The organism is Sagittula marina, assembly GCF_014196795.1.
Taxonomy (GTDB): Bacteria; Pseudomonadota; Alphaproteobacteria; order Rhodobacterales; family Rhodobacteraceae; genus Sagittula; species Sagittula marina.
In genome coordinates this window covers 139,146-162,554 of the sequence record NZ_JACIEJ010000007.1, presented here as the reverse complement: position 1 = coordinate 162,554, position 23,409 = coordinate 139,146, and the positions used below count along the sequence as shown (strand labels likewise).

Sequence of the window (23,409 nt, the reverse complement as noted above, 5' to 3'; positions counted from 1 at the left end):
GCGCACTGCACCTGCTTCTTTGCGTTCCAAATACCTCCGGGGGTGTCGGGGCTGCCCCCACATGCGACGGCACCCGTTTCGAGACACATCAGATCTGCTCCAACTTCGCCGCGTCGAAGCCCGGACCGGGCACCAGCTCAACCCCCGCCTTGGACATACGCACCTCGACGCCCGCCGCGATCAGCGCCTGTTTCATCGCATCGACGCCGGAGAAGTCCTTAGTTTTCATCGCTTTTTCGCGTGCAGTCACCATGCGGGCGGTATAGGAAGAAAGGTCGATGATCGGTCCATCCAGCCAGCCGCCAAGATCTTCCTCCAGTAGACCAAGCAATCGCGCACTCGCGAGAAACTCGGCTTCAACCACTTCTGCGCTTTGTGTGAGCGGTGCGGTCTGGTGATGTTGATGGTATTGCACATGTTTCAGTGTCTTGGCCATTTGCCTGAGATTGGTGATCGCCCAAGACGTATTGAGGTCATCGGCCACGGCTGCCGTGACCAAATCTTCGTTCGGCTGGGATGGCGCGACACCCGTCAACAGGCCCCGCCACTCGCGCAGAGTCTTCTCCGCGTCCCGCGCCTTCTCCGCAGTCCAGTCCATTGGCTTGCGGTAATGCGTCGATAGCATGACAAAACGGATCACCTCTCCCGGAACGCCCTGCTCCAGCAAATCACGAACGGTAAAGAAGTTGCCCAGCGACTTGGACATCTTCTTGCCTTCGACCTGCAACATCTCGTTGTGCAGCCACACCTGCGCCATCTGGTCGGTGCCATTGGCGCAGCAGCTTTGCGCGATCTCGTTTTCGTGGTGCGGGAACAGCAGGTCATTGCCGCCGCCGTGGATGTCAAAGACCTCGCCCAGCAGCGCCTTGGACATCGCCGAGCATTCGATATGCCACCCCGGCCGCCCACGGCCCCAAGGCGACTCCCAACCCGGCACATCAGTATCAGACGGTTTCCAAAGTACGAAATCCATCGGATTGCGCTTGTAGGGCGCCACCTCGACCCGCGCGCCCGCAATCATGTCATCCACAGAGCGACCAGACAGACGCCCATAGCCGCCCTTCCACGAGTCCACTGCAAACAGCACGTGGCCTTCGGCGGCGTAAGCGTGATCCCTGGCGATAAGCTCTTCGATCATGGCGACCATCTCACCGATATAAGCCGTGGCGCGCGGCATGTGATCCGGCTCCAACACGCCCACAGCGCCCATATCGTCGAGATACCATTGCGTTGTTTCCGCGGTGATTTCGCCGATCGAGCGACCAGCCTCTGCGGCCCGCGCGTTGATCTTGTCGTCAACGTCGGTAAAGTTGCGCACGTAGGTCACATGGTCTGCGCCATAGTGATGCCGAAGCAGCCGCGCCAGCACGTCAAAGACGATGGCAGGCCGCGCATTGCCCAGATGCGCGCGATCATAGACCGTCGGCCCGCAAACATACATGCGTACATTTTGCGGATCGAGCGGGGCAAAGACCTCCTTGCTGCGGGTCTTTGAATTGGTCAGTCTGATGTCCATGCGAAAGTCCTCGGGCGATGGGCTCGCGGCGGGCTTAGCAACTTCATCTCTGAGAGGGAATAGGAGACCGGCCCACCGACAATGTCAGCGAGTAATGCAGCAGAAAATGATGGCTACGGTGGTCATGGCGAAGCCCTTAGCACGGACGCTGTGCAAAGCCCAGCCCTTTCAAACAGGAGCGTTCTGAATGACACCGATCTACCTGCACGGTCTGCCGGGAAGCGCCGCGGAACAAGCCCTTCCCGGATGGAAGATCGAGACATTGGATCGAGACGCCCGAAGTTTTGCTCAATTGGCGTTGCGCCTGCCCGATGGTCCGCTGCATTTGGTCGGGTTTTCGCTTGGTGCGCCTTGCGCTCTGAGGCTTGCGGCGCTGGTACCAAAGAAGGTCGCACGGCTGACGCTGATCTCTGCCGCAGCGCCTTTGGAGCTCGGAGATTTTCTTCCACACATGGCGGGGGCGTCGGTGTTCCGCATGGCGCGCAGTCACGCTCAGCTGTCGGCGCTGACAACGGTGCAAAGCACGCTCGCCCGCGTTTCGCCTGCCTTGCTCATGAAATTGCTCACACGGGATGCTGATCCCGCGGATCGCGCGCTATTCTCAGAAGCTCCGACCCGACGCGTCGTGACACAGGCAATCACCGAGGGGCTCACCGCCCACCGCTCTGTCTATCTGAGAGAGATGGCCGCTTATGTACAGCCGTGGGCCGGGCACCTGCCTTATATCCGTTGTCGGGTCGATCTGCACCACGGGACCGAGGACCGCTGGGCGCCCTTTGCCATGTCCGAAGCATTGGCAGAACATCTTTCGAACGCCACGCTACATCGGCACGATGGCCTTGGTCATTACAGCACCCTAGCGGCCTGCGAAGATCTTTTTTGAGGTCCGGGTCGGCGGGCGGGCGATCTGGCTTTGCCAGGAGTCCCGATCCGCCGATCTCATCAATTATCCCGGTTTGCCTCTAACGCGCGGTAGGCCGCCACGTTCCGATTGTGCTCGTCCAACGTCTCCGCAAACAGGTGTCCGTCCGAAGGGTCCAGCGTCGCCGCGACAAAGTAGACGAAGTCCGTATCTTCAGGATCCAGCGCCGCCTGAATGGACGCCCGGCCCGGATTGGCAATGGGGGTCGGCGGCAAACCAGCGATGACATAGGTGTTCCACGGGGTTTCCGCGCGCAATTCAGACTGACGCAGGCCACGGCCCAGGACGCCTTTGCCCTCGGTCACGCCATAGATCACCGTCGGGTCGGTTTGCAGCCGCATGCCCTTTTCCAAACGATTGGTAAAGACCGAGGCCACAACGCCGCGCTCCTCGGCGTTGCCGGTTTCCTTTTCAATGATGGAGGCAAGGATCAGCGCGTCTTCCGGTGTTTCCAGAGGCAAACCCTCTGCACGATTGGACCAAGCCTCTGCCAGTATGACCTCCTGCGCGTTTTGCATCCGCTCAATCACGTTGGCGCGGGTGTCGCCCGGCCCGATCTCGTAGCTGTCTGGGGCGAGACTGCCCTCTTGGGGCACCTCGACAGTCCCCTCGAGGATGTCGATCTGTCCCAATTCCTGCACAACCTGCCAGCTCGTTACGCCTTCGGCCAGTGCCACACGGTAGCGGGTGTCACCCGCGTCCCGAACGTCGGTGTATTCAGCGGGGGCCGTTTCCTCGGAGGGGTTGAACTGCGCCATTGTCTCATAGCGGCCGGTCTCTGGATCGATCTGACGCACCTGAACGGTGGCCTGCGCGATACCGATGCGATACACAACCTCGGTGCCGCAGGTGGACGCACCGCCGCGGGTGATCACGTCGGTGATCTCCACCATCGAGGCCTTCTCCGGTATCAGATATGACCCGGCTTTCAGCTCTTGAGACTTGTCCGTATAGTCCGCGCCCACCCGAAACATCATGGCGCTCTTGATCGCCCCCTGATCGGCAAGGTTTTCAGACACACGGCTGAAGTTTGAGCCGCGCGGCACCTCAAGACAGATCGGCGCGTCCAAAGGCCCTTGCGCCGCGTATTCACCGCGCGCCCACAAAAGAATTCCACCAAAAAGAAAAAGCGCGACGACCAGAAGGGTCAACGCGTTGGAGGCGATACTGCGCCACATGATCCAATGCCCTTTTCACTGCGGCCCCGGATCTGCGCCCGATGCCCTCTGCCGAAGCCTCCCGGCGGCACATGTATCGCGCCGCCGGACCTGTCGATGTCAGTCGACCTTGCCGAAGATCACACTGGCATTTGTGCCACCGAAACCAAAGCTGTTCGACAGCGCATAGGCAATCTCCCGCTCTCGCTTCGCGTTGGGGGCCAGATCAATCGGTGTCGCGACAGCCTGATTGTCAAGGTTGATGGTCGGGGGCGCCACCTGATCGCGGATCGCAAGGATGGAAAAAATCGCCTCGATCGCACCCGCCGCGCCCAGCAGGTGGCCCGTCATGGATTTCGTCGACGACATGGTGACCTTGGACGCAGCATCGCCCAGCATGCGTTCAACCGCGCCCAGTTCGATGGTGTCGGCCATGGTCGAGGTGCCGTGCGCGTTGATGTAATCCAACTGCGACGGCTGCAACCCAGCGTCACGCAACGCGGCCTTCATCGACCGCTCGCCACCCTCGCCGCTCTCGGACGGGGCCGTGATGTGGTAGGCGTCGCCGGTCAGACCGTAGCCGCAGACTTCGGCGTAGATCTTCGCGCCGCGCGCCTTGGCGTGTTCGTATTCTTCCAACACCACCACGCCCGCGCCTTCGCCCATGACGAAACCGTCACGGTCCGCGTCGTAGGGACGCGATGCCGCCTTGGGGTCATCCTTGCGTTTGGTCGACAAAGCCTTGCACGCGTTGAAGCCCGCGATCCCAATCTCGCAGATCGCGCCCTCGGCGCCACCAGCCAGCATCACATCCGCATCGCCGTATTTGATCAGCCGCGCCGCATCGCCAATGGCATGCGCCCCGGTGGAACAAGCGGTGACGACCGCGTGGTTTGGACCTTTGAACCCGTGGCGGATCGAGACATTGCCCGAAATCAGGTTGATCAGCGCGCCGGGGATAAAGAAAGGCGACACGCGGCGCGGGCCCTTCTCCTTGATCAGCACAGCCGTGTCCGCGATGGAGGCCAGACCACCGATGCCGGACCCGATCAGCACGCCTGTGCGTTCAAGGTCTTCATCCTCGGTCGGGGCCCAGCCGGAATCCTTCACCGCCTGTTCAGCGGCAGCGATGCCGAACTGGATGAAGGTGTCGACCTTTCGGGCTTCCTTCTTGTCCATCCAGTCATCGATGTTGAAAGTGCCATCGGTGCCATCGCCAAACGGCACCTCGCAGGCGTAATCCGTCGCCAGATGGCTGGCATCCCAGCGCGAGATCGTGCCCGCTCCGGACTGGCCGTCCAGCAGACGGCTCCATGTTTCTTCGACTCCGCAGGCCAGCGGCGTGACCAATCCCAGTCCGGTAACGACAACGCGACGTGTCATGACGCTGCTCTCCTCTAACTATCGCGCGGGTCTCTTAGCGTGGTTAGCCCCGCCGGGGCAAGCAGATGACACGCTGCAACTGCATTGTGAGCCGGGGAGCTACAGCCTCAGCACGTGCCTCGCCTTCCCCCGGAGTCTCTGTCTCAGCAAAGAGGCCAGAGCGGGGTCGGCTTTGGCGTTCAGCAGCCTGGCGTGTCAGGCCCAGGCATCGCCAAGATCGGCGCGCGAGCGGTCGATCCAGTGGTCCCGAAGCCAGCCGCAGGGTTTGGAGTGGCGGATCAGCGACCCGTTCCACCCTTCGACCGCATCGGGCATCTTGGGGCGCCCGTGAAAGCAGACCACCCGCGCATCCGCTGGCAAATGCGGCGGGCGCAGCCAGTTGCCGGGGAACGGGTTGCAGTCGTATTTGAATGACACCACCCACTGCTCCGGGATATAGGTGAAACAGTTGTTTTCCATAGCCTTGTGCGAGGTGTACCGCTGCTCCGAGCCGCGCGCGTTCTCAACCACCTTGTAGGTATCGGCGGCGAGGTCATCATAGAGGAATCCGTGCTGCGCCGGATCGAAGCGGAAGACGGAACCGTGGCCCGTCGGGCGGCCTTTGCGTTTTTCCACCCAGTCGTGACGCATTGCAATCGTGCCCGGCGCAAGGTCGTGGATGTCGTCGAGGTTGCCAGTGATCACCACATCCAGATCGAATCCCAGCACGGGCCCTTTCAGATCGGGGACCAGATCGCGGCGAAAGAGCGAGGTCTTGCGCATGGCCCCCTGGCGATTGGCGACCTTCAACGCGGCGGCCATGGGCTCGGCATAGGGTTCGACCGGCAGGTCCAGAACTTCGATCTCGGGGTGAAGGCCCTCGCCGCGTTCGGTCATGCAGAAGAACCGGATGGGCCGTGACATGTTGCGGCGCACACCGGAATAGAGGCGGTTCACATACTCGGGGCCAAACAGAGTGCCCCATTTGATGCACATGATATTTACGGCTTGAGAGGTCTGGATCTGAGTCATGGGCGCTCTCTAACGCTCCGCGCGCGGTATCGCCAGTGTCAAAGCTGTTTTCGGTCTATCCCTATCCATACCGACGCGCTGACCTATTCGGCATAGATCATCTTGCGCGTCATACCGCCATCCACCGTCAGCACCTGCCCAGTGGTGAAGCCCGCCTGGGCCAGATAAAGCACCGCCTCCGCCACATCCTCCACCCGACCGGCGCGGCCCACGGGATGCTGCGCGTGGTCTTCTTCCGTGAGATCCTGGACGTCGCCTGTCACGATCCAACCCGGCGCGATGGCATTTACACGCACCTCCGGCCCTAGTGACACAGACAGCGCCTGCGTCAGACCCTCGATCCCACCCTTGGAGGCACAATAGGCTTCGGTGTGGGGCTCGGCCATGTGCGCGCGGGTGGACGACATATTGATCACAGCCCCTTTCGCGCGTCTGAGATGTGGAACCGCGGAGCGCACCATCAAAAACGCCCCGGTCAGGTTCACGCTGATCCAGCGATTCCAACTGTCGAGCGACAGATCCTGCACCGGACCGCTTTCAGGCCCCGCCACCCCGGCATTGTTCACCAGAAGATCCAGCCCCGGAGACAAGGTTCGAGCGCACTCCTCAAACACCGCCGCAACCGAAGCCTCGTCAGAGACGTCACATTTGATCTGCGTGCCGGAGGAAGTGTCCTCGAACGACAGATCCAGCGCCAGAACCTCCCAACCCTCGGCCACAAGCCGGTCGCAAATGCCGCGCCCGATCCCGCGCGCGGCCCCTGTCACCATCGCGATGGGCATCAGTTCAACGGCATCCGACGCTCGACAATCTCTGCCCACCAAGAGCAGCCGGCCGGGATGGCATCATCGTTGAAATTGTACTCCGGGTGATGCACCGGGGCGGTGTCGCCATTGCCCAGAAGGATGTACGCGCCGGGACGTTCTTCGAGCATGAAGGCAAAGTCTTCTCCCCCCATGACCAAGGGTGCATCAGCGCATTCGCCCGCCACCGCGCGCGCCACATCGGCGGCAAATTCGGTCTGTTCGTCGTGGTTCACCATGACCGGGTAATTGCGCTTGTAATGGACATCGACAGTTGCCCCCATGGCCGCTGCAACGCCATTCGCGATCTCGGCTATGCGCTGTTCTGCCATGTCACGGTTGTCCGGCGACAGGGTACGCACGGTGCCCATCATATGCACCGATGAAGGGATCACGTTGAAGGAGTGTGAAGAGGTCTCGAATGAGCAGATCGACACGACAATCTGGCTGACCGGATCGGCATTTCGGCTGGCGATGGTTTGCAAAGCCGTCAGGATCTGAGCCGCGCAGACGGTGGGATCAACCGTTTCATGTGGCTTGGCAGCATGGCCGCCCTTTCCCGTCACGGTGATCTCAAGGTGATCAGCCGCCGCAAAAAACGCACCAGGACGAATGGCGAAGGACCCCAAGGGCTGGCCGGGCCAGTTGTGCATGCCGTAGACCTCTTGCACGCCAAACCGCTCCATCAGGCCGTCGTCGCACATTTCCTTGCCACCGCCGCCGCCTTCTTCGGCGGGCTGGAAGATCACGACAACAGTGCCGTCGAAGTTGCGCGTCTCGGCCAGATACTGCGCCGCCCCGAGCAACATGGCCGTGTGGCCATCGTGGCCGCAGGCGTGCATCGCACCGGGGGTTTTTGACGCATAGTCGACGCCGGTCGCCTCGGTGATCGGCAGCGCGTCCATGTCCGCACGCAATCCGATGACCTTGTCGCTGGAGCCATTGCCCTTGATCACGCCCACCACGCCGGTGCGGCCAATGCCGGTCACAACCTCGTCACAGCCGAAGGCGCTGAGCTTTTCCGCCACAAGCGCACTTGTGCGATGTGTCTCGAAGAGGATTTCGGGATTCTCGTGAATGTCCCGACGCCACCGCGTGATCTCGTCCTGCAACTCGGCAAAGCGATTCTTGACAGGCATGTTTGTCTCCTATGGATGTGTCGTCTGGGCCGCACCGCCCGTTTCGTCAAAGCGTAGACGGATGGATACGGAGTGCAAGCATTCACCGCCGGTTTTTTGATCAAACGGAAAAGGCTGCGGGGCGGCGGTCAGATATTCGGCCCGGGAACCATGGGGGAGCCATCGCTGAACCGGCTGAGGCGGAAACGGTCGAGGTCGGCGTCCGGGTCGCGGCCCATTGCAATGTCCGCAGTGATACGGCCAAAGCCCGGCCCGATACCAAAACCATGACCGCACATGCCTGTGCAGACGACCAGACCGGGCAGCGCGTCGACCTGATCGACCACCGGCACCACATCCGGCAAGACGTCGATCATTCCGCCCCAGATGCGCGCCGAGCGCAGCGGGCCAAGCTGCGGATAGAGCATTTCAAAACGTTCCAGCGTAGCGGCAGCCATTTTCATATTCGGACCAGGATCGAGGATGCGACAGCGTTCAAACGGGCTCTGTTCACTCGCGGTCCAGTGGCGCGGTGTGCCGAACGCGTCCGGCATGTTTTTTGTCTGTGTGCCGCGCGGCCAGACGTCGAAGGACGCCTCCAGTGCAAGTTTCAGATAGGTGGGCAGATGGCGCAGCGTGTCAGGCCCGGTGTACAATTCGGCAAAGCCTGCGGGTGCCAGCGTGTAGCCGCCATCGGCGCGTCGGCGAAAAGCAACGTCAGTATCCACCCCCGCCGGAACGCCCAGATCTGCGACCGGGGTCGTCGCCAGCGCAGTAGAGCGCACCGAGAGCTGCGGGATCAACACGCCGTGGCGGCGCAGGAACAGCGAGGACCAGGCACCGCCCGCCAGTACCACGCGCTCGCACCGCACGCGGCCGGCCTCGGTCACGACGCCCGCCATGTGACCGGCGCGCATGTCCAGCCCGCGCACCGCGCATTTCTCGCGGATCATAACCCCTTCGGACGCCGCAAGTCGGGCCAGTTCCGGCACAGCCACCCACGGTTCACCCTTCATATCCGTTGGCGTGTGCAGCGCCCCCTGCCATCCTGCGTGGGGGTATTGCATCAGTCGAGCGGCAGCCTTGCGCTCCAACAGTTCGGAGGATACGCCGCGCGGCCTGGCCTCTTGCAGCCATTCCTCGTAAGCGGCCATATCGGCGTCGGTCTCGGCGAGGTATGTCACGCCGACCGTTTCGATCCCCAGACGCCCATGACACTGAGCATCCAGATCACGCCACTGATCTTGGGCCTGCAGCGCAATCGGGATTTCCGCCATGTCGCGGCCCTGCACCCTGATCCAGCCCCAATTGCGCGAGGATTGCTCTGCCGCCACGCGACCCTTTTCAAGCAGCAGAACGGACGCCCCACCGCGGGCAGCGTACAGGGCTGTACACACGCCGATGACGCCGCCCCCGATGACCACCAGGTCAACCGCCTCCGGCAAATCAGCGGCGTGCTCGCCTCCGGCGAGCGTCAAAGGGAACCTCATGACACCTCCGCGACAAGACGCGTCATGAAGGCCTGTCCTTCTGCGAATTGTGTCAGCGATAGGTACTCGTTGGGTTGATGCGCCACCTCGATGGACCCCGGGCCGCAGACCGCAACCTTGTAGCCGGCGGTCTGGAAGTGGCTGGCTTCGGTTGCGTAGCTGACGAAATTGTCCGAGTTGTCGCCGGTCAGCCGGCGGGCCAGCGCCTCTGCCCCGTTGTCGGCTTCGGGCGCGAACGGTGGCAGGCTGAAACGTTCCGTCACCTCGATCCACGCCTCTTCACGCACTGCCTTCATCTTGCCTGTTAGCTCGTTGATTTCCTTCCGAAGAACCGCATCATATTGTTGCAGAGTTTCCCCCGGCACAACGCGGAATCCAAGGCCAAACTCGCAGTCCTTGGCAGTGATATTATGCGCTGTGCCGCCGCTGATCGGCCCAACGTGGACGTTGGTGTAAGGTGGGTTGAACTGCTCCGCGATGCCCTCAGGCATCCTTGCAGCGGCGGCATCGTTCATGGCGTTGGCCCATTCGATCAGCTTTGCGCCCCACATGATGGCGGACACGCCTGTGTGCAGCAGAGAACTATGCACCTCGAAGCCGTGGACATGCACCCAATACGACAGGCCACCCTTGTGGCCGGTGACCACTTTCATCATCGTCGGTTCGCCCACGATTACGTCAGAAGCGCGCGGCAGGTCGGTCATGGCCGTGATCAGGTCGACCACGCCGGTGCAGCCGATTTCCTCGTCATAAGACAGCGCCAACTGCAGCGGACGGCGTACACCCGCGTACTTCGCCTCCACCAATGCCCAGATCGCCAGCGCGTCAAAGCCTTTCATATCGCAGGCCCCACGCCCGTAAAGCCGCCCGTCGCGTTCGGTCAGGGTAAAAGGGTCCGTGTCCCATGTCTGCCCGTCTACCGGCACCACGTCCGTGTGACCTGACAGCACCACGCCGCCCTCGACCTCTGGCCCCACATGGGCAAAGAGGGCCTTCCACTCCGGTGCACCGGGCTTTTCAACCACATGCGCCGTAATCCCGTGTTCGGCCAGATAGCCCGCCACCCAGTCGATCAGCATGCCATTTGGGTCGCGGCTAACCGTGGGAAAGCTGACCAGCTTTTCCAATATCGCGCGCGGGCTAAGCCGTTCCGTCATAGTCATCTCTCTTTTCGTTTTTCAGGCCTGCAGCGCGCCAAAAATACCGCTGCATTGTGCAGATTATACACGCGTTATCAAAGCCGTATCAGGATATCTTCAAACACCGCAAGCAAAACGGACGTCAGTAACCGCTGTCCGTTTCCAATACGAAGTGGCCGGGACTCACCTCATTATAGACGGAGGGAGCAGGCTCGTATCCCACGGGATGGATTGGTGAAGGGATCGGTTTGAAGTGCAGGTCCTTTTCGGACTTACGCTTCTTTGGATCGGCGATGGGAACCGCCTTCATCAGGGCTTGTGTGTAAGGGTGGCGTGGATCCTCGAACACTGCGCGGCGCGGGCCGATCTCAACGATGCGCCCCAGATACATAACCCCCACGTGGTGCGAGACACGCTCCACCACCGCCATGTCGTGCGAGATAAAGACGTAACCCAAACCCAGATCCGCCTGAAGTTCCATCATCAGGTTCACGACCTGCGCCTGCACCGACACGTCCAAAGCAGACACAGCCTCATCCGCCACAATCAGCTTGGGGTTCAGCGCCAAAGCGCGGGCGATGGCGATCCGCTGGCGCTGACCGCCCGACAATTCGTGCGGATAGCGCTGCATGAAACTGCGCGGCAATTCCACTCGATCGAACAGCATCGCAACGCGATCCTGACGCTCTGATCGGGAGCCAACGCCGTAGTTCGACAAAGGCTCCGCCACCTGATCAGCCAGTTGAATCTGCGGATTGAGCGAGGCAAAGGGATCCTGAAAGATCATCTGCATCTCACGTCGGGCATTGCGCAGCCCCGATTGTGAAAGCGCCATGACATCCGTGCCATCAAGATCAATCTTGCCGGACAATGGCTCCACCAAGCGTAGCAGCGACCGTCCCGCAGTAGATTTGCCGCAGCCGGATTCGCCCACCAAGGACAGGGTTTGGCCCTTGTTGACAGAGAACGAAAGATCCTCCACCGCGTGTACATTGGCGACGGTGCGGCGCATCAGCCCGCCCTTTACAGCGAAGCGCGTCGTCAAGTTCTCGACCTTGAGCAAAACCTCCGTGCTTCCGGGAATGGGTGCAGGAATTCGGCTCTCCTGCCCCACCAGTTTCATGGGTGACGGCAGATCGGTGCCGGACATCTCGCCCAATTTTGGCACAGCAGCCAGCAACGCTTTGGTGTAGGGATGTTGCGGGCGTTCAAAGATCTCTTCGGCGGTGCCTTCCTCGACCTTGTTGCCGCGGAACATGACCACGACGCGGTCGGCCATCTGTGCAACAACGGCCATGTCGTGGGTGATGAACATCACGGCGGTACCGGTTTCTCGCTTCAGACGATCGATAAGGGCGAGGATTTCGGCCTGAATGGTCACGTCCAGAGCGGTGGTCGGCTCGTCCGCAATCAGCAGACGCGGCTTGCAGGCCAGCGCCATGGCGATCACCACGCGCTGTCGCATACCGCCGGACAGCTCGTGCGGGTACTGATCCAACCGCCGCTCGGGTTCAGGGATTCGCACCTGTTGCAGTAGCGACAGCGCCTCGGCGCGAGCCTCGGCCTTCGACAGGCCGCGATGCACGCGCAGCCCTTCGGTCAGTTGCCTGCCAACGGTGAACACCGGGTTGAGCGCGGTCATCGGCTCCTGGAAGATCATGCCGATCTCGTTGCCGCGAATGTCACGCATGTTGCGCTGGCTTTGATCGGCAAGGTCCAGCGGCCCGCGATCCCGGCTATCGAACAAAAGCTTGCCACCCGCAATGGTGCCGCCGCCATATTCGATCAAGCGCATCAAGGCGAGGGAGGAAACAGACTTCCCCGATCCAGATTCCCCGACAACGCAAACCGTCTCTCCGGCGCCAATCTCAAAAGAGACGTCCTTGACGCCGGCAACTGTGCCCGCTTTGGTTTGGAATTCGACACGCAGGTTCTCGATGCGGGCAACGGGTTGCGCGGTGGAAGTGTCGTCAAGCATCAGAAGGCTCCCTGTCGTCTGCTTAAAGGCTAGGCGCCCGGGCTGCCGGGTGTAAAGAGGCGTTCTAATCGCGGCCGCGCGGACTTGCGCGCCTTGGATATACCTTTACCCCTTGAGTCCGCACACATTTCAGGGCTGCGACGGGTCGCAAGATCAGCGTCATGATTCTGACCACAAGGTCAAAAACATTCACGCCTCTCCCTCCGAATGCTTGCATTTTGAGCGCCCGCGGGCTTCGATGATTGATGTATGGGGATGTCTTTCGCGACAGACAGCATTTTGCGGGTTGCCAGATCAACGATGTCCGTTTCAGCTTTCCCTTACAAACAACGCGGGCTGGATCAACACGGCCCCGATCAACATGGAGAGATGCATGACCCTCAAGTCCCTGATGCTGGGTGCGGTGGCCAGCGCCGCGCTTGCGCCCGCTGCTTTCGCAGAACGCGGTGCCGACGGCGAAGTCAAGATTATATACTGGCAGGCCCCTTCGATCCTGAATCCGTTCCTGTCGGGCGGCACCAAAGATACGGAGTCCTCTTCGTTGATCGTGGAACCCTTGGCGCGTTTCAATGAAGCTGGCGATCTGGTGCCGTGGCTCGTCGATGAAATTCCCACCGTCGAAAACGGTGGAATCAGCGAGGATCTCACCCAGATCACATGGAAGATCACGCCGGGTCTGAAATGGTCCGATGGCAGCGATTTCACCTCCGAAGACGTGAAGTTCACCTACGAATACTGCACCCACCCCGAGGGCGGCTGCGCTCAGCTGACCAAGTTCGAGCCGGTGGCCTCGGTCGAGATACCCGACGATCTGACCGTTGTCGTGACGTTCAACGAGCCGACCCCCTATCCGTTCACGGCATTTGTCGGCGGCGAAAGCCCGATCCTGCAAAAAGCGCAGTTTGAACAGTGCCTTGGCGCGGCGGCCTCCACCTGCACGGAGCAGAACTTCAACCCGATCGGCACCGGCCCCTTCGTCGTGGACGAGTTCAAGCCCAACGACGTGATCACGCTTTCCGCCAACCCGAATTACCGCGATCCGGCAAAACCCGCGTTTGCCAAGGTGACCTTCAAGGGCGGCGGCGATGCAGAGGGCGCGGGCCGAGCAGTGATGCAGACCGGCGAGTACGACTACGCGTGGAACCTGCAGCTTGCGCCCGATGTGATCGCTGAGATGGAAGCCGGTGGTCAAGGCAAACCCGTTGCAGGCTTTGGCCCGCTTATGGAACGCATCATGCTCAACAACACCAACCCCGATCCGGCGCTTGGCCCGGACGAACGGTCGGTGATCCGTCCGCACCCCTTCTTGAGCGATCCGGCGGTCTACAAAGCCATGTCCATGGCCATCGACCGCCCCTTGCTGGTCGAAGTGGGCTACGGCCAAGCGGGTAAAGTGACCTGTTCCTGGGTGCCCGCGCCGGAGGCCTTTGCCTATCAGAACGAGGACTGCGGAACACAGGACATCGAAGGCGCGAAGGCCATGCTTGATGACGCCGGCATCGTCGACACCGATGGCGATGGCGTGCGTGAAAAGGACGGCGTGCCGCTGAGCATCCTGTACCAGACCTCCACCAACGCCGTGCGTCAGGATTTCCAGGCGCTGATCAAGGATTGGTGGGAGCAGATCGGCATGGAAGTCGAACTGCGCAACGTTGACGGTTCTGTCTTCTTCGGCGGTGACGCAGGCAGCCCCGACACTTTCCAGAAGTTCTATGCCGATGTCGAGATGTACGCCAACACGTTCAATGGCACTGACCCTCAAGCCTACCTGGGCCACGGTCTGTGCGACACGGCTCCGCGCCCCGATACTCAGTGGCAGGGAGAGAACATCTCGCGCTTCTGCGATGAGGAATACGACGCGCTTCACACGGAGCTGACCAAGACCGCCGACCTTGCAAAGCGTCAAGAGATTGGCCGCAAGCTGAGCCAGATCGCCTACGAGCGCGGCGGGTTGATCCCGCTGGTCCACCGTGGTCGCCTGTCGGCACATTCCAACACCCTCGGTGGCGTGATTCTGAACGTCTGGGATTCCGAGCTGTGGAACGTTGCGGACTGGTATCGCATCAAGGAGTGACCAGTTAGGTCGGGGTTGATCCCGACCTAAGCCACCCTCGGCGGTGGCGGATTGAGATCCGCCACCTTCCCCAATGAAACGACCACAACAGGGCAGACGCGCGCTATGCTCACCTACGCCACGCGACGGACGATCCTTGCGATCCCGACGCTGCTCTTCATCAGCTTCGTCATCTTCATGTTGCTGCAACTCGCCCCCGGCGATCCCATGGCGCAGGTTCCCCTGACCGTGCCGCCTGACGTCAAACAAAAGATGCGCGAGGCGCTTGGTCTCGGCGCGCCGCCCTTGGTGCAATACTGGAAATGGCTGGTGCAGGTCTTTTGGATCGAGCCACAGGTCCTTATCGACTGGATCTTTGGCACCTCACTGGCAGAGGGCAAGCTGCGCGTAATCTCATGGCAGACGCGGTCCCCGGTGATGGACATCATCCTTCAGCGCATCCCTCAGACGCTTTGGGTCGTCGGCGTCGCCTATGTCGTGGCGATCCTCATCGCGCTGCCCATCGGCGTGTATTCCGCCTACCGGCAGTATTCGGTCTTTGATCAGGCCGGGACCTTCGTAACCATGATTGGCTTTTCAATCCCGCCGTTTTTCACCGGGCCTTTGCTGATCGTGATCTTCTCCGTGATTTCGCTGGAGACATGGTGGCTGCCGGTGCTGCCCTCGATTTATGACACCACGCACGTGGTGAATGACTGGCAATCGTTCGGGTTTCAGGTCAAGCAAATGACAATGCCCGTGATGGTTCTGGCCTTTCAGATCACCGCACAGCTGTCGCGCTACATGCGCGCCTCCATGCTGGACAATCTGGGGCAGGATTACGTCCGCACCGCCCGCGCCAAGGGCTTGTCAGAGGCCGTGGTCGTCAATGTCCACGTGCTGCGCAACTCGATGATCCCAGTCATTACAGTCATCGCGCTGGGAATTCCCGCGATTTTTGGCGGTGCGATTATCACTGAAACCGTGTTCAAGGTGAATGGCATCGGGCAGCTTCTGCTGACCGCCCTGTTCGCCAATGACCTGCCGATGGTCATGACGCTGACCTTTATCTTTGCCGTGCTGATCGTGGTTTTCAACCTGATCGCAGATATACTGTACGGCCTGCTCGACCCGAGGATCCGCTATGACTGACAGCCCTCAGGACGACCTCATTCTGGCGGCCTCCTCGCCGCAGGCCATTGGCGCGCTTACCGATGACGGGCCAGTCGCCCCGCCCACCTCGCGCGGGCGCGACATCTGGAGCCAGTTTCGCAAGCATAAGGGCGCCATGCTGGGCCTTGGCTTTCTGTCCTTCATCACGCTGGCCGTGCTCGTCGGTCCCTACATCTACACCGTAGATCCGCAAAAGCTCGACATTCGGGCAAAGGATTTTCGCCCGATCTACACCGCGCTCTGGGACAGTTCGGCCAAGGTTGGCTGGAACAAGCCGCTGGGCTCGGACCAGTTGGGTCGGGACAACCTTGCGCAGATGTTGGCGGGCGGGCGCGCCTCCATGGCAGTGGGCTGGGCGGCCATGCTCCTGTCTGTTCTCATCGGCACCGCAGTGGGCGTTCTGGCAGGCTTCTTCAAGCAGCTGGACGGTGTGCTGATGCGCCTGACGGATCTTTTTCTCGCGCTGCCGATCCTGCCACTGTTGTTGCTGGCGGTAACACTGTTCCGCCAGCCCCTGCGCGCCGGGTTCGGGCCTGAGGGGGGGATGTTCATCCTGATCGTGTCCATCGTGGCGATCACCTCGTGGATGCCGACGGCGCGCATCGTGCGCGGCGACGTTCTGGCCATCAAGGAGCGCGAGTTCGTGCTCGCGGCCCGGTCCATCGGCTCGACACCCGGCAAGCTGATCCGGAGGCATATCCTGCCAAACGTGCTCTCGCCCATTCTTGTGTCGGCGGCGCTGGGTCTGGCTACAGCGATCATCACTGAATCGGCGCTGAGCTTCCTTGGCGTGGGCTTCCCGTCTGACTTTCCCACTTGGGGCAAAATGCTGGCCGACGCAGTGCAAAGGATGGAGCGTTTCCCCGAGCGGGTCATGCTGCCAGGCATCGCCATTTCGTTGACGGTTCTGTCGGTGAACTATCTCGGTGACGGCTTGCGTGATGCGCTCGATCCGCGCATTCGCGGACGCTGATCCTAAAGCCCGCCGCCGCGACCGCCATGTGCGGCGGCGGGCACTCGTTGCGCTGGATACGCAACGCACCCACGTTCCAGACAGCCGTGTCAAAAAAGAACAAGCGACCCGCGCTGACCGATTTCGCTGAAACGTCGCGCCTTTTCCCCTCCGCACAGTACGGGAGCGTCTCGCTGCGACCGCTGGCTATGGAACAATGTCCCATGCAGGCTCGCTGTTCAGGTGGCGCCAGACATTGATTACGGGGGACAATTGCGCCAATTAGCAAAATCGGTCCAACCGGAGGCACCCTCATGTACGAATCCCTCGGCTTTGAAAACCTCACCGCCCCTGAGGCGGCGGTCTATTTCGCTGCTCTCGTTGGCTTGGCCTTCGGCATTCTTGCGGAACGTACGAAGTTTTGTTTTCGCCGCGCGCTTGTGGGCGAGGACCGCCGGGCCGCCTCTGGCGTCTGGTTCGCGGCCCTCGCCGCCGCATTGATCGGCACACAGGCGGCCGTGGCCCTGGGCTATATCAGTTTCGCTGATCACCGTTTCCTTGCGCCAGATCTGCCGTGGGTCGCTATTCTGGTCGGTGGCCTGCTGTTCGGCGCTGGCATGGTCTTGACCCGTGGCTGTGCCTCTCGCCTGACGGTGTTGACCGCGACCGGCAACCTGCGTGGTTTGACGGTGCTGGTTGTCTTCGCCATAACCGCCCACGCGCTGCTCAAAGGCGTCGCAGCGCCGATCCGCACCACGCTCGGCTCCTTCACCATTCCGCTGGGGGACAGCACATCCCTCGCCGCCCTGCCGGGTGGCGCGCCAGTCTGGACCGCCCTGTTGGCGATCGCGTCGCTGCTGATCGTGGCCCGCTCCGGCGCGCGCCCCGTGACCCTCATCGGTGCAGCGCTGCTGGGCCTGCTGGTTCCCATCGCGTGGGTCGGCACAGGTTTCATCCTCTTTGATGACTTTGATCCGGTCGCAATGGAGAGCCTCGCCTTCACCTCCACATGGTCGGACACGCTGTTCTGGTTCATTGCCGCAACGTCGATCCCGGCGGGGTTCGGAACAGGCATGATTGGTGGCGTACTGGTGGGCGGCTTCCTGTCCGCCGCTCTGGGCCGCCGTCTGGCGTGGCAGAGCTTTTCTTCCCCACGCGAAACAGGGCGCTATCTGACCGGCGCCGTGCTGATGGGGGCTGGCGGCGTGCTGGCGGGTGGATGCACCGTGGGTGCGGGTCTGTCGGGTGTCCCGACCCTTGGTCTGTCGGCCCTGCTGGCCATCGCCGCCATCGCAGCTGGCGCTGTGGTCACACATGCGGCACTGAACCGCGCCCCATCGGGTGCGTTACAGCCGGCCGAATAAGCGAACCGCATTCACAAGGATAAAAGAAGGGGGCCAACGGCCCCCTTCTTTATATTCAATAGCCGTTCAAAGATCCGGCCCACCATCTTTGCCATGATGCTTGATGCGCTGGATCACCAGCCAGACCGCGAAGACCACCGGCAGAGCAATGATCGCGGTCAATGTTCCCTTTGAAACCCCGAACAGGTCGGTCAGCGGGTACAGAACATAGCCCACCAAAGACACGGCGTAATAGCTGATCGCCACCACGGAAAGACCCTCCACCGTGTGTTGCAATCGCAACTGCAGCTCTGCGCGTCGGTCCATGCTCTTGAGCAATTGCTGGTTCTGGGCAGACCGCCCAACCTCCACCCTGGTTCGCAGCAAATCCGCAGCGCGGGTGGCGCGTTCGGTCATGCTTTCCAAACGACGGGCAGAGGATTTCACCGTCCGCATTGCGGGATCATAGCGCCGCATCATGAACTCTGAAAACGTTTGCCGCCCTTGGAACCGTTCCTCCCGCAGCACCGCAATGCGCTGCATGACAATGGCTTCATAGGCCTCCGTCGCACCAAGGCGAAAGGACACCTTTGCCGAAATATTCTCCAGCTCCGCCGAAGCCGAGAGCAATGCCTTCAAAGTCGCCTCTTCGTGGCCCTCACTCTCGCCCTCGGTCATGACCTGCATCAGGCGTGTGAGCTGAATGTCGATTTCGCCCATGCGCGGACCAATCTCGCGCATACGGGTAAAGCCGAGCATCGACATCGCCTTGTATGTCTCGATCTCGCACAGCCGTTGCACAATGCGCCCGATACGGCGCGAGCCGACGTCGGATTTGGCGAAGACCGCAAAGCGTTGATGCCCGTTTGTATCGATCCGGAAATCTCCGGCAATCACCGCCTCGTTGTCGATCACATCCGACACGGCGATGCTTTCGGGAACCATCCAGTCCTCAAGCCGCTTGCGGATTTCCTCATCCTCGATGCGTCGTTCGACCCGGATCATGGCAGATGTCACGCGTACGCCAGGGGCGCGCACCAGCCATTCCTCTGGAAAAACCTCAAAATCCGCCGGATCGTAAGGCCGCTCCCCCAAGCCCGGCAGAAAGATCGTGTACGTCACGAATTCGGTATGCTGTTCCCACTTCAGAGTGTTCTGTCCGATGCGCGCACTAAAATGCGTCGCGCCGGGCTGCGGGTGAGCTGCGTCGTAGCGATCAAGCAACTCCTTCAGGTGCTGCAGATCAAGTTCCCGATCCCGAGTAGCCGCATCTTTGGGCTGCTTCACGGCCAGATAGACCGCCCGGCAGGGGGACGTCAGAGAGGGGAACGGCCGCGCATGCAGCTCATTGGCCAGCTTGTAGCGCAGCTGGTGATCCTGGATCGGCGACATCGTTGGCCAGCCTCCCGTGGTCAGTGACACAGCTCTTCAATGCCGCAATGCCGCAGCAAGGTAAAGCCGTTTAAACATACTTTTCAAAGCCTTAGCGGAATGCAACGGTATACCTGCGACCGGCAAACGGCACCCCTCGTCGCAAAAGCCTGTCAAAACATAATGTTACCCTGCGTCTGGGGTGTAGCAACTGATCATTGTATAATCCTTGCGCGGCCCACGCACCCGCCATACAGCCCGCCACCGCGGCCAATCGGCGAACTCATAAGTCACATCATATTGGTCAGGATCACACCAATGGCTCGCACGTCCGCCACTTTGCGGCACCGCGTGAAAGAAGCGACCGTCGTCGAAATAGACCTCCAGCGCGTCCGTCCAGCGATAGCGCCGCTCGGCGTTGAACCGCGCCGTTCCCATCTCCAGAACACCGGTTTCGACATAGTCGGCGCCGCTTTCGCCAAGCGTCCATACAGCCGTCCCAGCGAACCTGGCCTGCGTGCCATCGCTGTGCGCGATCTCGCGGGCAATCTGCCAGCGCCCCAGAAAATCCGTCAAGTTTCGTGTCATCTGCCTCGCCTAGCATTGCGCCAAATGACGCGCCAGCCCGCCCAGCCCTTGAGGACAGCGGCTCAGCCCCGTAAACGGCCCGCAACCGTACACGCGCAGGAGGCCCCGCCGATGATTCCCCGTTACTCTCGCCCCGACATGGTCGCCATCTGGTCGCCCGAGACCAAGTTCAAGATCTGGTACGAGATCGAGGCCCACGCCTGCGACGCCATGGCAAAGCTGGGTGTGATCCCGCAGGAAAACGCTGACGCCGTGTGGAAGGCCAAGGACGTGGAGTTCGACGTCGCCCGCATCGACGAGATCGAAGCCGTGACAAAGCATGACGTCATCGCCTTCCTCACCCACCTCGCGGAACATGTCGGCTCGGACGAGGCGCGTTTCGTCCATCAGGGCATGACCTCTTCGGATGTTCTGGACACCTGCTTCAATGTGCAGCTGGTGCGCGCCGCGGACATCCTGATCGCCGACATCGAAGGGCTGCTTGCCGCCCTGAAAAAGCGAGCCTACGAGCACAAGGATACCATCCGTATCGGGCGCTCGCACGGCATCCACGCCGAGCCGACCACGATGGGGCTCACCTTTGCACGGTTCTATGCTGAAATGGACCGCAACCTCTCCCGGATGCGCGATGCGCGCGCGGAAGTCGCCACAGGCGCGATTTCCGGTGCGGTCGGAACGTTCGCCAACATTGACCCGGCGGTCGAAGAGCATGTTTGCGATCAGCTTGGTCTCGTGCCGGAACCGATTTCCACGCAGGTTATTCCGCGCGACCGTCACGCGGCGTTCTTTGCCACGATGGGTGTCATCGCGTCGTCAATCGAGAACATCGCCATTGAAATCCGCCACATGCAGCGCACCGAAGTTCTGGAAGCGGCAGAGTTCTTCTCCATGGGGCAAAAGGGCTCTTCGGCAATGCCGCACAAGAAGAACCCGGTGCTCACCGAAAACCTGACCGGCCTCGCGCGTCTTGTGCGCATGGCGGTCATCCCGGCGATGGAGAACGTGGCGCTGTGGCACGAGCGCGACATTTCGCACTCCTCTGTTGAGCGCAACATTGGTCCGGACACCACCATCACGCTTGATTTCGCGCTCGCGCGCATGACATCGGTGATCGAAAACCTGCTGGTCTACCCGCAGAACATGCTCGACAACATGAACAAGTTCCCCGGTCTGGTCATGTCGCAGCGCGTGCTGCTGGCGCTGACGCAGGCCGGTGTGTCGCGTGAGGATGCCTATCGCCTGGTGCAGCGCAACGCGATGAAAGTGTGGGATCATCGCACGGACTTCCGCGAAGAGCTGCTGGCCGATGAAGAGGTCCGCGCGGCCCTCTCCGAAGAAGAGATCAACGAGAAGTTTGACCTTGGCTACCACACCAAACACGTCGACACGATTTTTGCCCGCGTGTTCCACGAAGACTGATCTCGGGTTAGTGCCTTGAATTGACGCCGTCTTTCTATGAAGGGCGGCGTTTTTCGTCCGCGCTACGGGGTGCTCTTCCGGCCGGCACTAAGTGCGGCGCTCCACAACTTCAGAGAAGGCCAGCAGCATCTCCTCCAGACTGTCGAGGTCGCTCATTGCGGCACTGGGGATACTGCGGCGTGACGTGCTGCGTGCGCGGCGCAATGTGCGAAGCATCCGCGACACAGCGCCGGCCAGATTTTCCTGCGCGGCTGCGTTCACCTCTGCAACCCAAGTGGGCGGGTGTTCGCGATCAGCCGCCTTACCCTCTGCCAGGAAGCCATCGATCAAGGTCCACAGGGCTTGCGGCGTCAGGTCATCCTTTGACATGGCCAGTACATCCGGGTCCAGCAATCGCGGGTCGGCATTCGTCACCACACAGAGCAGCGTATTGGACAGCCGCTCATCCTTCTTTAGCTCACGGGCGAAACTTGCGCCCTGCCCGTCCGGAAGGCGGTGGTCGAGCAGGATCATATCGGGCGCACGACGTGTCAGAAAGGCCCGCGCGCCCGCAAGGCAATCCACCTCAAACAGCTCAAGGTCGGGGCGATCGCGCCCGAGGCAGCGCCGCAACATACACCTGTCAAAGGAATTGTCGTCCACGACCAGGCAAGTGCCTGGCCCTTGCCGCTCCAACCAAGCCATGCCAGCCTTATCCCCGATATTTACGCACCCACCATCTTTAAACTGGGCGGCAAGCGTGAAGACGACCCTAACGCCTGGCGTCGCAAATACCTCGCATTCTAGGCAAATTTAGGTGGCCTCCCCCCTCTCTTCTTTAAGAGCCGGGCAACCTTGTCCGTCTACCAAGGGCAGCATCAGATGTCCGGAGACCACTTCATGTCGAACATGGCTCTCGCCGCCCTTCCCGGTCCGTTCACGGCCGGAAAACTCCCGCTTTCGCGCAAGGCGAAGGCCGCTATCATCGTACAGTTCCTCCTGAACGAGGACTCCGATGTTCCGCTCGCTGCTTTGCCCGACGAGTTGCAGGAGGAGCTTACCCTTCTGCTGGGCAATATGCGCTACATCGACCGAGAAACGCTCAATCAGGTGATAAATGAGTTTGCCGATGAGCTGGAATCAGTTGGGCTTTCTTTCCCCGGTGATATGGCTGGCGCCTTGACGGCGCTGGATGGGCGCATCAATCCAAGAACGGCATCGCGGTTGCGCAAGGAAGCCGGGGTTCGCCAGACAGGCGATCCGTGGGACCGCATCAACGCCCTGCCGCCGGAGCGGCTGGAGCAGCTTGTGTTGTCCGAAAGCACAGAGGTTGCTGCCGTCATGATGTCCAAAATCGACGTGGGTAAGGCTGCCTTGGTCCTGGGCAAGCTGCCCGGCGACAAGGCGCGGCGGATCTCTTACGCTGTGTCCATGACCACAGGTGTCACACCCGATGCAGTGGATCGCATCGGCTTGAGCCTTGCTGCGCAGATCGACCAGGAGCCTGAAAAGGCTTTCGTCAAACGGCCCGATGAACGGCTTGGCGCGATTCTAAACTATTCCAACGCTGCGATACGCGACGAATTGCTTCAACAACTTGAACAAGAAGATGAGGAATTCGCCTCCGCCGTGCGAAAGGCGATCTTTACCTTCGCAAACATCCCCGAGCGCCTAAATGCGATCGATGTTCCAAAGATATCACGCGACGTGCCGCCGGATGTCCTGGCCACGGCAATCGCCGCAGCGGAAACCCCTGAGGATCAGGCGACAGCCGACTTCCTGCTCAGCAACATGTCCAAGCGTCTGGCCGAGAGCATCCGCGAAGAAGCCTCGGGGAAAGGTACGGTCAAACCCAAAGTCGGCGAAAAAGCGATGAACGCTGTCGTCTCAGCCATTCGAGACCTCGTGGGCGTGGGTGAAATCGAACTGCTCGACCCCGACTCAGATGAGTAAACCGCGCGGGGGCGCTCCTGTGCCCCTTGCCGCCCCTTTTCTGCGCGCGTAGAACCGGCCC

Annotated in this window: 19 protein-coding genes; 7 read left to right on the top strand and 12 right to left on the bottom strand. The window is 61.2% G+C overall.

From position 1 onward, the window contains the following. Window positions 1-88: 88 nt before the first annotated feature. The gene (cysS, locus tag GGQ68_RS14700) at window positions 89-1,516 is read right to left on the bottom strand and encodes a cysteine--tRNA ligase (protein WP_183967279.1); all 1,428 of its coding nucleotides are present in this window, start codon (window positions 1,514-1,516) and stop codon (window positions 89-91) included. 187 nt (window positions 1,517-1,703) lie between these two features. On the opposite strand from cysS, the gene GGQ68_RS14695 reads away from it, so the two are divergent. Further along, complete coding sequence (locus tag GGQ68_RS14695; RefSeq protein ID WP_183967277.1) at window positions 1,704-2,399, top strand: alpha/beta fold hydrolase; 696 nt, start codon at window positions 1,704-1,706, stop codon at window positions 2,397-2,399. A 59-nt stretch (window positions 2,400-2,458) separates the two neighbouring features. On the opposite strand, the gene mltG is transcribed toward GGQ68_RS14695, so the two are convergent. From mltG to GGQ68_RS14655, 8 genes are all read right to left on the bottom strand, one after another. Beyond that, on the bottom strand, window positions 2,459-3,616 hold the full coding sequence (mltG, locus tag GGQ68_RS14690; protein ID WP_183967275.1) for an endolytic transglycosylase MltG: 1,158 nt from the start codon (window positions 3,614-3,616) through the stop codon (window positions 2,459-2,461). Between the two features lie 99 nt (window positions 3,617-3,715). Then, window positions 3,716-4,978, bottom strand: coding sequence for a beta-ketoacyl-ACP synthase II (gene fabF, locus GGQ68_RS14685; RefSeq protein ID WP_183967273.1), 1,263 nt, complete (start codon window positions 4,976-4,978; stop codon window positions 3,716-3,718). 195 nt (window positions 4,979-5,173) lie between these two features. Further along, entirely contained in the window at window positions 5,174-5,989 is an 816-nt protein-coding gene (locus tag GGQ68_RS14680) for a glycosyl transferase (RefSeq protein ID WP_183967271.1), read from the bottom strand. Window positions 5,990-6,072: 83 nt separating this feature from the next. Further along, window positions 6,073-6,771: an SDR family oxidoreductase gene (locus GGQ68_RS14675; RefSeq protein ID WP_183967269.1), complete on the bottom strand. Its 699-nt coding sequence runs from the start codon at window positions 6,769-6,771 to the stop codon at window positions 6,073-6,075. Beyond that, window positions 6,771-7,931 carry a M20 aminoacylase family protein gene (locus GGQ68_RS14670; RefSeq protein ID WP_183967267.1) on the bottom strand — a complete coding sequence of 387 codons (1,161 nt, stop codon included), beginning with the start codon at window positions 7,929-7,931 and terminating at the stop codon, window positions 6,771-6,773. The genes GGQ68_RS14675 and GGQ68_RS14670 overlap by 1 nt, the downstream gene beginning before the upstream one ends. A 128-nt stretch (window positions 7,932-8,059) precedes the next feature. Then, a complete protein-coding gene (locus GGQ68_RS14665; RefSeq protein WP_183967265.1) occupies window positions 8,060-9,400 on the bottom strand; it encodes an NAD(P)/FAD-dependent oxidoreductase in 1,341 nt (446 codons plus the stop codon). Beyond that, the gene (argE, locus tag GGQ68_RS14660; protein ID WP_183967263.1) at window positions 9,397-10,557 is read right to left on the bottom strand and encodes an acetylornithine deacetylase; all 1,161 of its coding nucleotides are present in this window, start codon (window positions 10,555-10,557) and stop codon (window positions 9,397-9,399) included. Before argE ends, GGQ68_RS14665 begins: the two co-directional genes overlap by 4 nt. A 124-nt stretch (window positions 10,558-10,681) precedes the next feature. Beyond that, on the bottom strand, window positions 10,682-12,517 hold the full coding sequence (locus GGQ68_RS14655) for an ABC transporter ATP-binding protein (protein WP_183967261.1): 1,836 nt from the start codon (window positions 12,515-12,517) through the stop codon (window positions 10,682-10,684). A gap of 373 nt (window positions 12,518-12,890) precedes the next feature. On the opposite strand from GGQ68_RS14655, the gene GGQ68_RS14650 reads away from it, so the two are divergent. From GGQ68_RS14650 to GGQ68_RS14635, 4 genes are all read left to right on the top strand, one after another. Continuing rightward, window positions 12,891-14,591 (top strand): peptide ABC transporter substrate-binding protein, encoded by a 1,701-nt coding sequence (locus GGQ68_RS14650; protein ID WP_183967259.1) that lies wholly within the window; start codon window positions 12,891-12,893, stop codon window positions 14,589-14,591. Between the two features lie 105 nt (window positions 14,592-14,696). Then, window positions 14,697-15,722: an ABC transporter permease gene (locus GGQ68_RS14645; protein WP_183967257.1), complete on the top strand. Its 1,026-nt coding sequence runs from the start codon at window positions 14,697-14,699 to the stop codon at window positions 15,720-15,722. Further along, window positions 15,715-16,716, top strand: coding sequence for an ABC transporter permease (locus GGQ68_RS14640; RefSeq protein ID WP_183967255.1), 1,002 nt, complete (start codon window positions 15,715-15,717; stop codon window positions 16,714-16,716). The genes GGQ68_RS14645 and GGQ68_RS14640 overlap by 8 nt, the downstream gene beginning before the upstream one ends. Window positions 16,717-17,009: 293 nt before the next feature. Beyond that, window positions 17,010-18,059 (top strand): YeeE/YedE family protein, encoded by a 1,050-nt coding sequence (locus tag GGQ68_RS14635; protein WP_183967253.1) that lies wholly within the window; start codon window positions 17,010-17,012, stop codon window positions 18,057-18,059. Between the two features lie 66 nt (window positions 18,060-18,125). Here GGQ68_RS14635 and GGQ68_RS14630 read toward each other — a convergent pair whose 3' ends face one another. Further along, complete coding sequence (locus GGQ68_RS14630) at window positions 18,126-19,430, bottom strand: DUF3422 family protein (RefSeq protein ID WP_183967251.1); 1,305 nt, start codon at window positions 19,428-19,430, stop codon at window positions 18,126-18,128. Window positions 19,431-19,595: 165 nt separating this feature from the next. Then, window positions 19,596-19,997, bottom strand: coding sequence for a DUF6314 family protein (locus tag GGQ68_RS14625; protein ID WP_183967249.1), 402 nt, complete (start codon window positions 19,995-19,997; stop codon window positions 19,596-19,598). A gap of 111 nt (window positions 19,998-20,108) precedes the next feature. Here GGQ68_RS14625 and purB point away from each other — a divergent pair, with 111 nt between their 5' ends. Next, complete coding sequence (purB, locus tag GGQ68_RS14620; RefSeq protein WP_183967247.1) at window positions 20,109-21,416, top strand: adenylosuccinate lyase; 1,308 nt, start codon at window positions 20,109-20,111, stop codon at window positions 21,414-21,416. Window positions 21,417-21,503: 87 nt separating this feature from the next. Here purB and GGQ68_RS14615 read toward each other — a convergent pair whose 3' ends face one another. Next, a complete protein-coding gene (locus tag GGQ68_RS14615; RefSeq protein WP_183967245.1) occupies window positions 21,504-22,100 on the bottom strand; it encodes a response regulator in 597 nt (198 codons plus the stop codon). A 195-nt stretch (window positions 22,101-22,295) separates the two neighbouring features. On the opposite strand from GGQ68_RS14615, the gene GGQ68_RS14610 reads away from it, so the two are divergent. Next, a complete protein-coding gene (locus GGQ68_RS14610) occupies window positions 22,296-23,348 on the top strand; it encodes a flagellar motor switch protein FliG (protein ID WP_183967243.1) in 1,053 nt (350 codons plus the stop codon). Window positions 23,349-23,409 lie beyond the last annotated feature (61 nt).

Bases quoted from the DNA above. Each gene is read 5' to 3' on its own strand.
- GGQ68_RS14695 (WP_183967277.1), top strand. From the start codon at position 1,704: ATGACACCGATCTACCTGCACGGTCTGCCGGGAAGCGCCGCGGAACAA.
- GGQ68_RS14650 (WP_183967259.1), top strand. From the start codon at position 12,891: ATGACCCTCAAGTCCCTGATGCTGGGTGCGGTGGCCAGCGCCGCGCTT.
- GGQ68_RS14670 (WP_183967267.1), bottom strand. From the start codon at position 7,931: ATGCCTGTCAAGAATCGCTTTGCCGAGTTGCAGGACGAGATCACGCGG.
- GGQ68_RS14635 (WP_183967253.1), top strand. From the start codon at position 17,010: ATGTACGAATCCCTCGGCTTTGAAAACCTCACCGCCCCTGAGGCGGCG.
- GGQ68_RS14615 (WP_183967245.1), bottom strand. From the start codon at position 22,100: ATGGCTTGGTTGGAGCGGCAAGGGCCAGGCACTTGCCTGGTCGTGGAC.
- argE (WP_183967263.1), bottom strand. From the start codon at position 10,557: ATGACGGAACGGCTTAGCCCGCGCGCGATATTGGAAAAGCTGGTCAGC.
- GGQ68_RS14655 (WP_183967261.1), bottom strand. From the start codon at position 12,517: ATGCTTGACGACACTTCCACCGCGCAACCCGTTGCCCGCATCGAGAAC.
- GGQ68_RS14665 (WP_183967265.1), bottom strand. From the start codon at position 9,400: ATGAGGTTCCCTTTGACGCTCGCCGGAGGCGAGCACGCCGCTGATTTG.
- mltG (WP_183967275.1), bottom strand. From the start codon at position 3,616: ATGTGGCGCAGTATCGCCTCCAACGCGTTGACCCTTCTGGTCGTCGCG.
- GGQ68_RS14640 (WP_183967255.1), top strand. From the start codon at position 15,715: ATGACTGACAGCCCTCAGGACGACCTCATTCTGGCGGCCTCCTCGCCG.
- GGQ68_RS14610 (WP_183967243.1), top strand. From the start codon at position 22,296: ATGTCGAACATGGCTCTCGCCGCCCTTCCCGGTCCGTTCACGGCCGGA.
- GGQ68_RS14680 (WP_183967271.1), bottom strand. From the start codon at position 5,989: ATGACTCAGATCCAGACCTCTCAAGCCGTAAATATCATGTGCATCAAA.
- GGQ68_RS14625 (WP_183967249.1), bottom strand. From the start codon at position 19,997: ATGACACGAAACTTGACGGATTTTCTGGGGCGCTGGCAGATTGCCCGC.
- purB (WP_183967247.1), top strand. From the start codon at position 20,109: ATGATTCCCCGTTACTCTCGCCCCGACATGGTCGCCATCTGGTCGCCC.
- GGQ68_RS14645 (WP_183967257.1), top strand. From the start codon at position 14,697: ATGCTCACCTACGCCACGCGACGGACGATCCTTGCGATCCCGACGCTG.
- fabF (WP_183967273.1), bottom strand. From the start codon at position 4,978: ATGACACGTCGCGTTGTCGTTACCGGACTGGGATTGGTCACGCCGCTG.
- GGQ68_RS14630 (WP_183967251.1), bottom strand. From the start codon at position 19,430: ATGTCGCCGATCCAGGATCACCAGCTGCGCTACAAGCTGGCCAATGAG.
- GGQ68_RS14675 (WP_183967269.1), bottom strand. From the start codon at position 6,771: ATGCCCATCGCGATGGTGACAGGGGCCGCGCGCGGGATCGGGCGCGGC.
- cysS (WP_183967279.1), bottom strand. From the start codon at position 1,516: ATGGACATCAGACTGACCAATTCAAAGACCCGCAGCAAGGAGGTCTTT.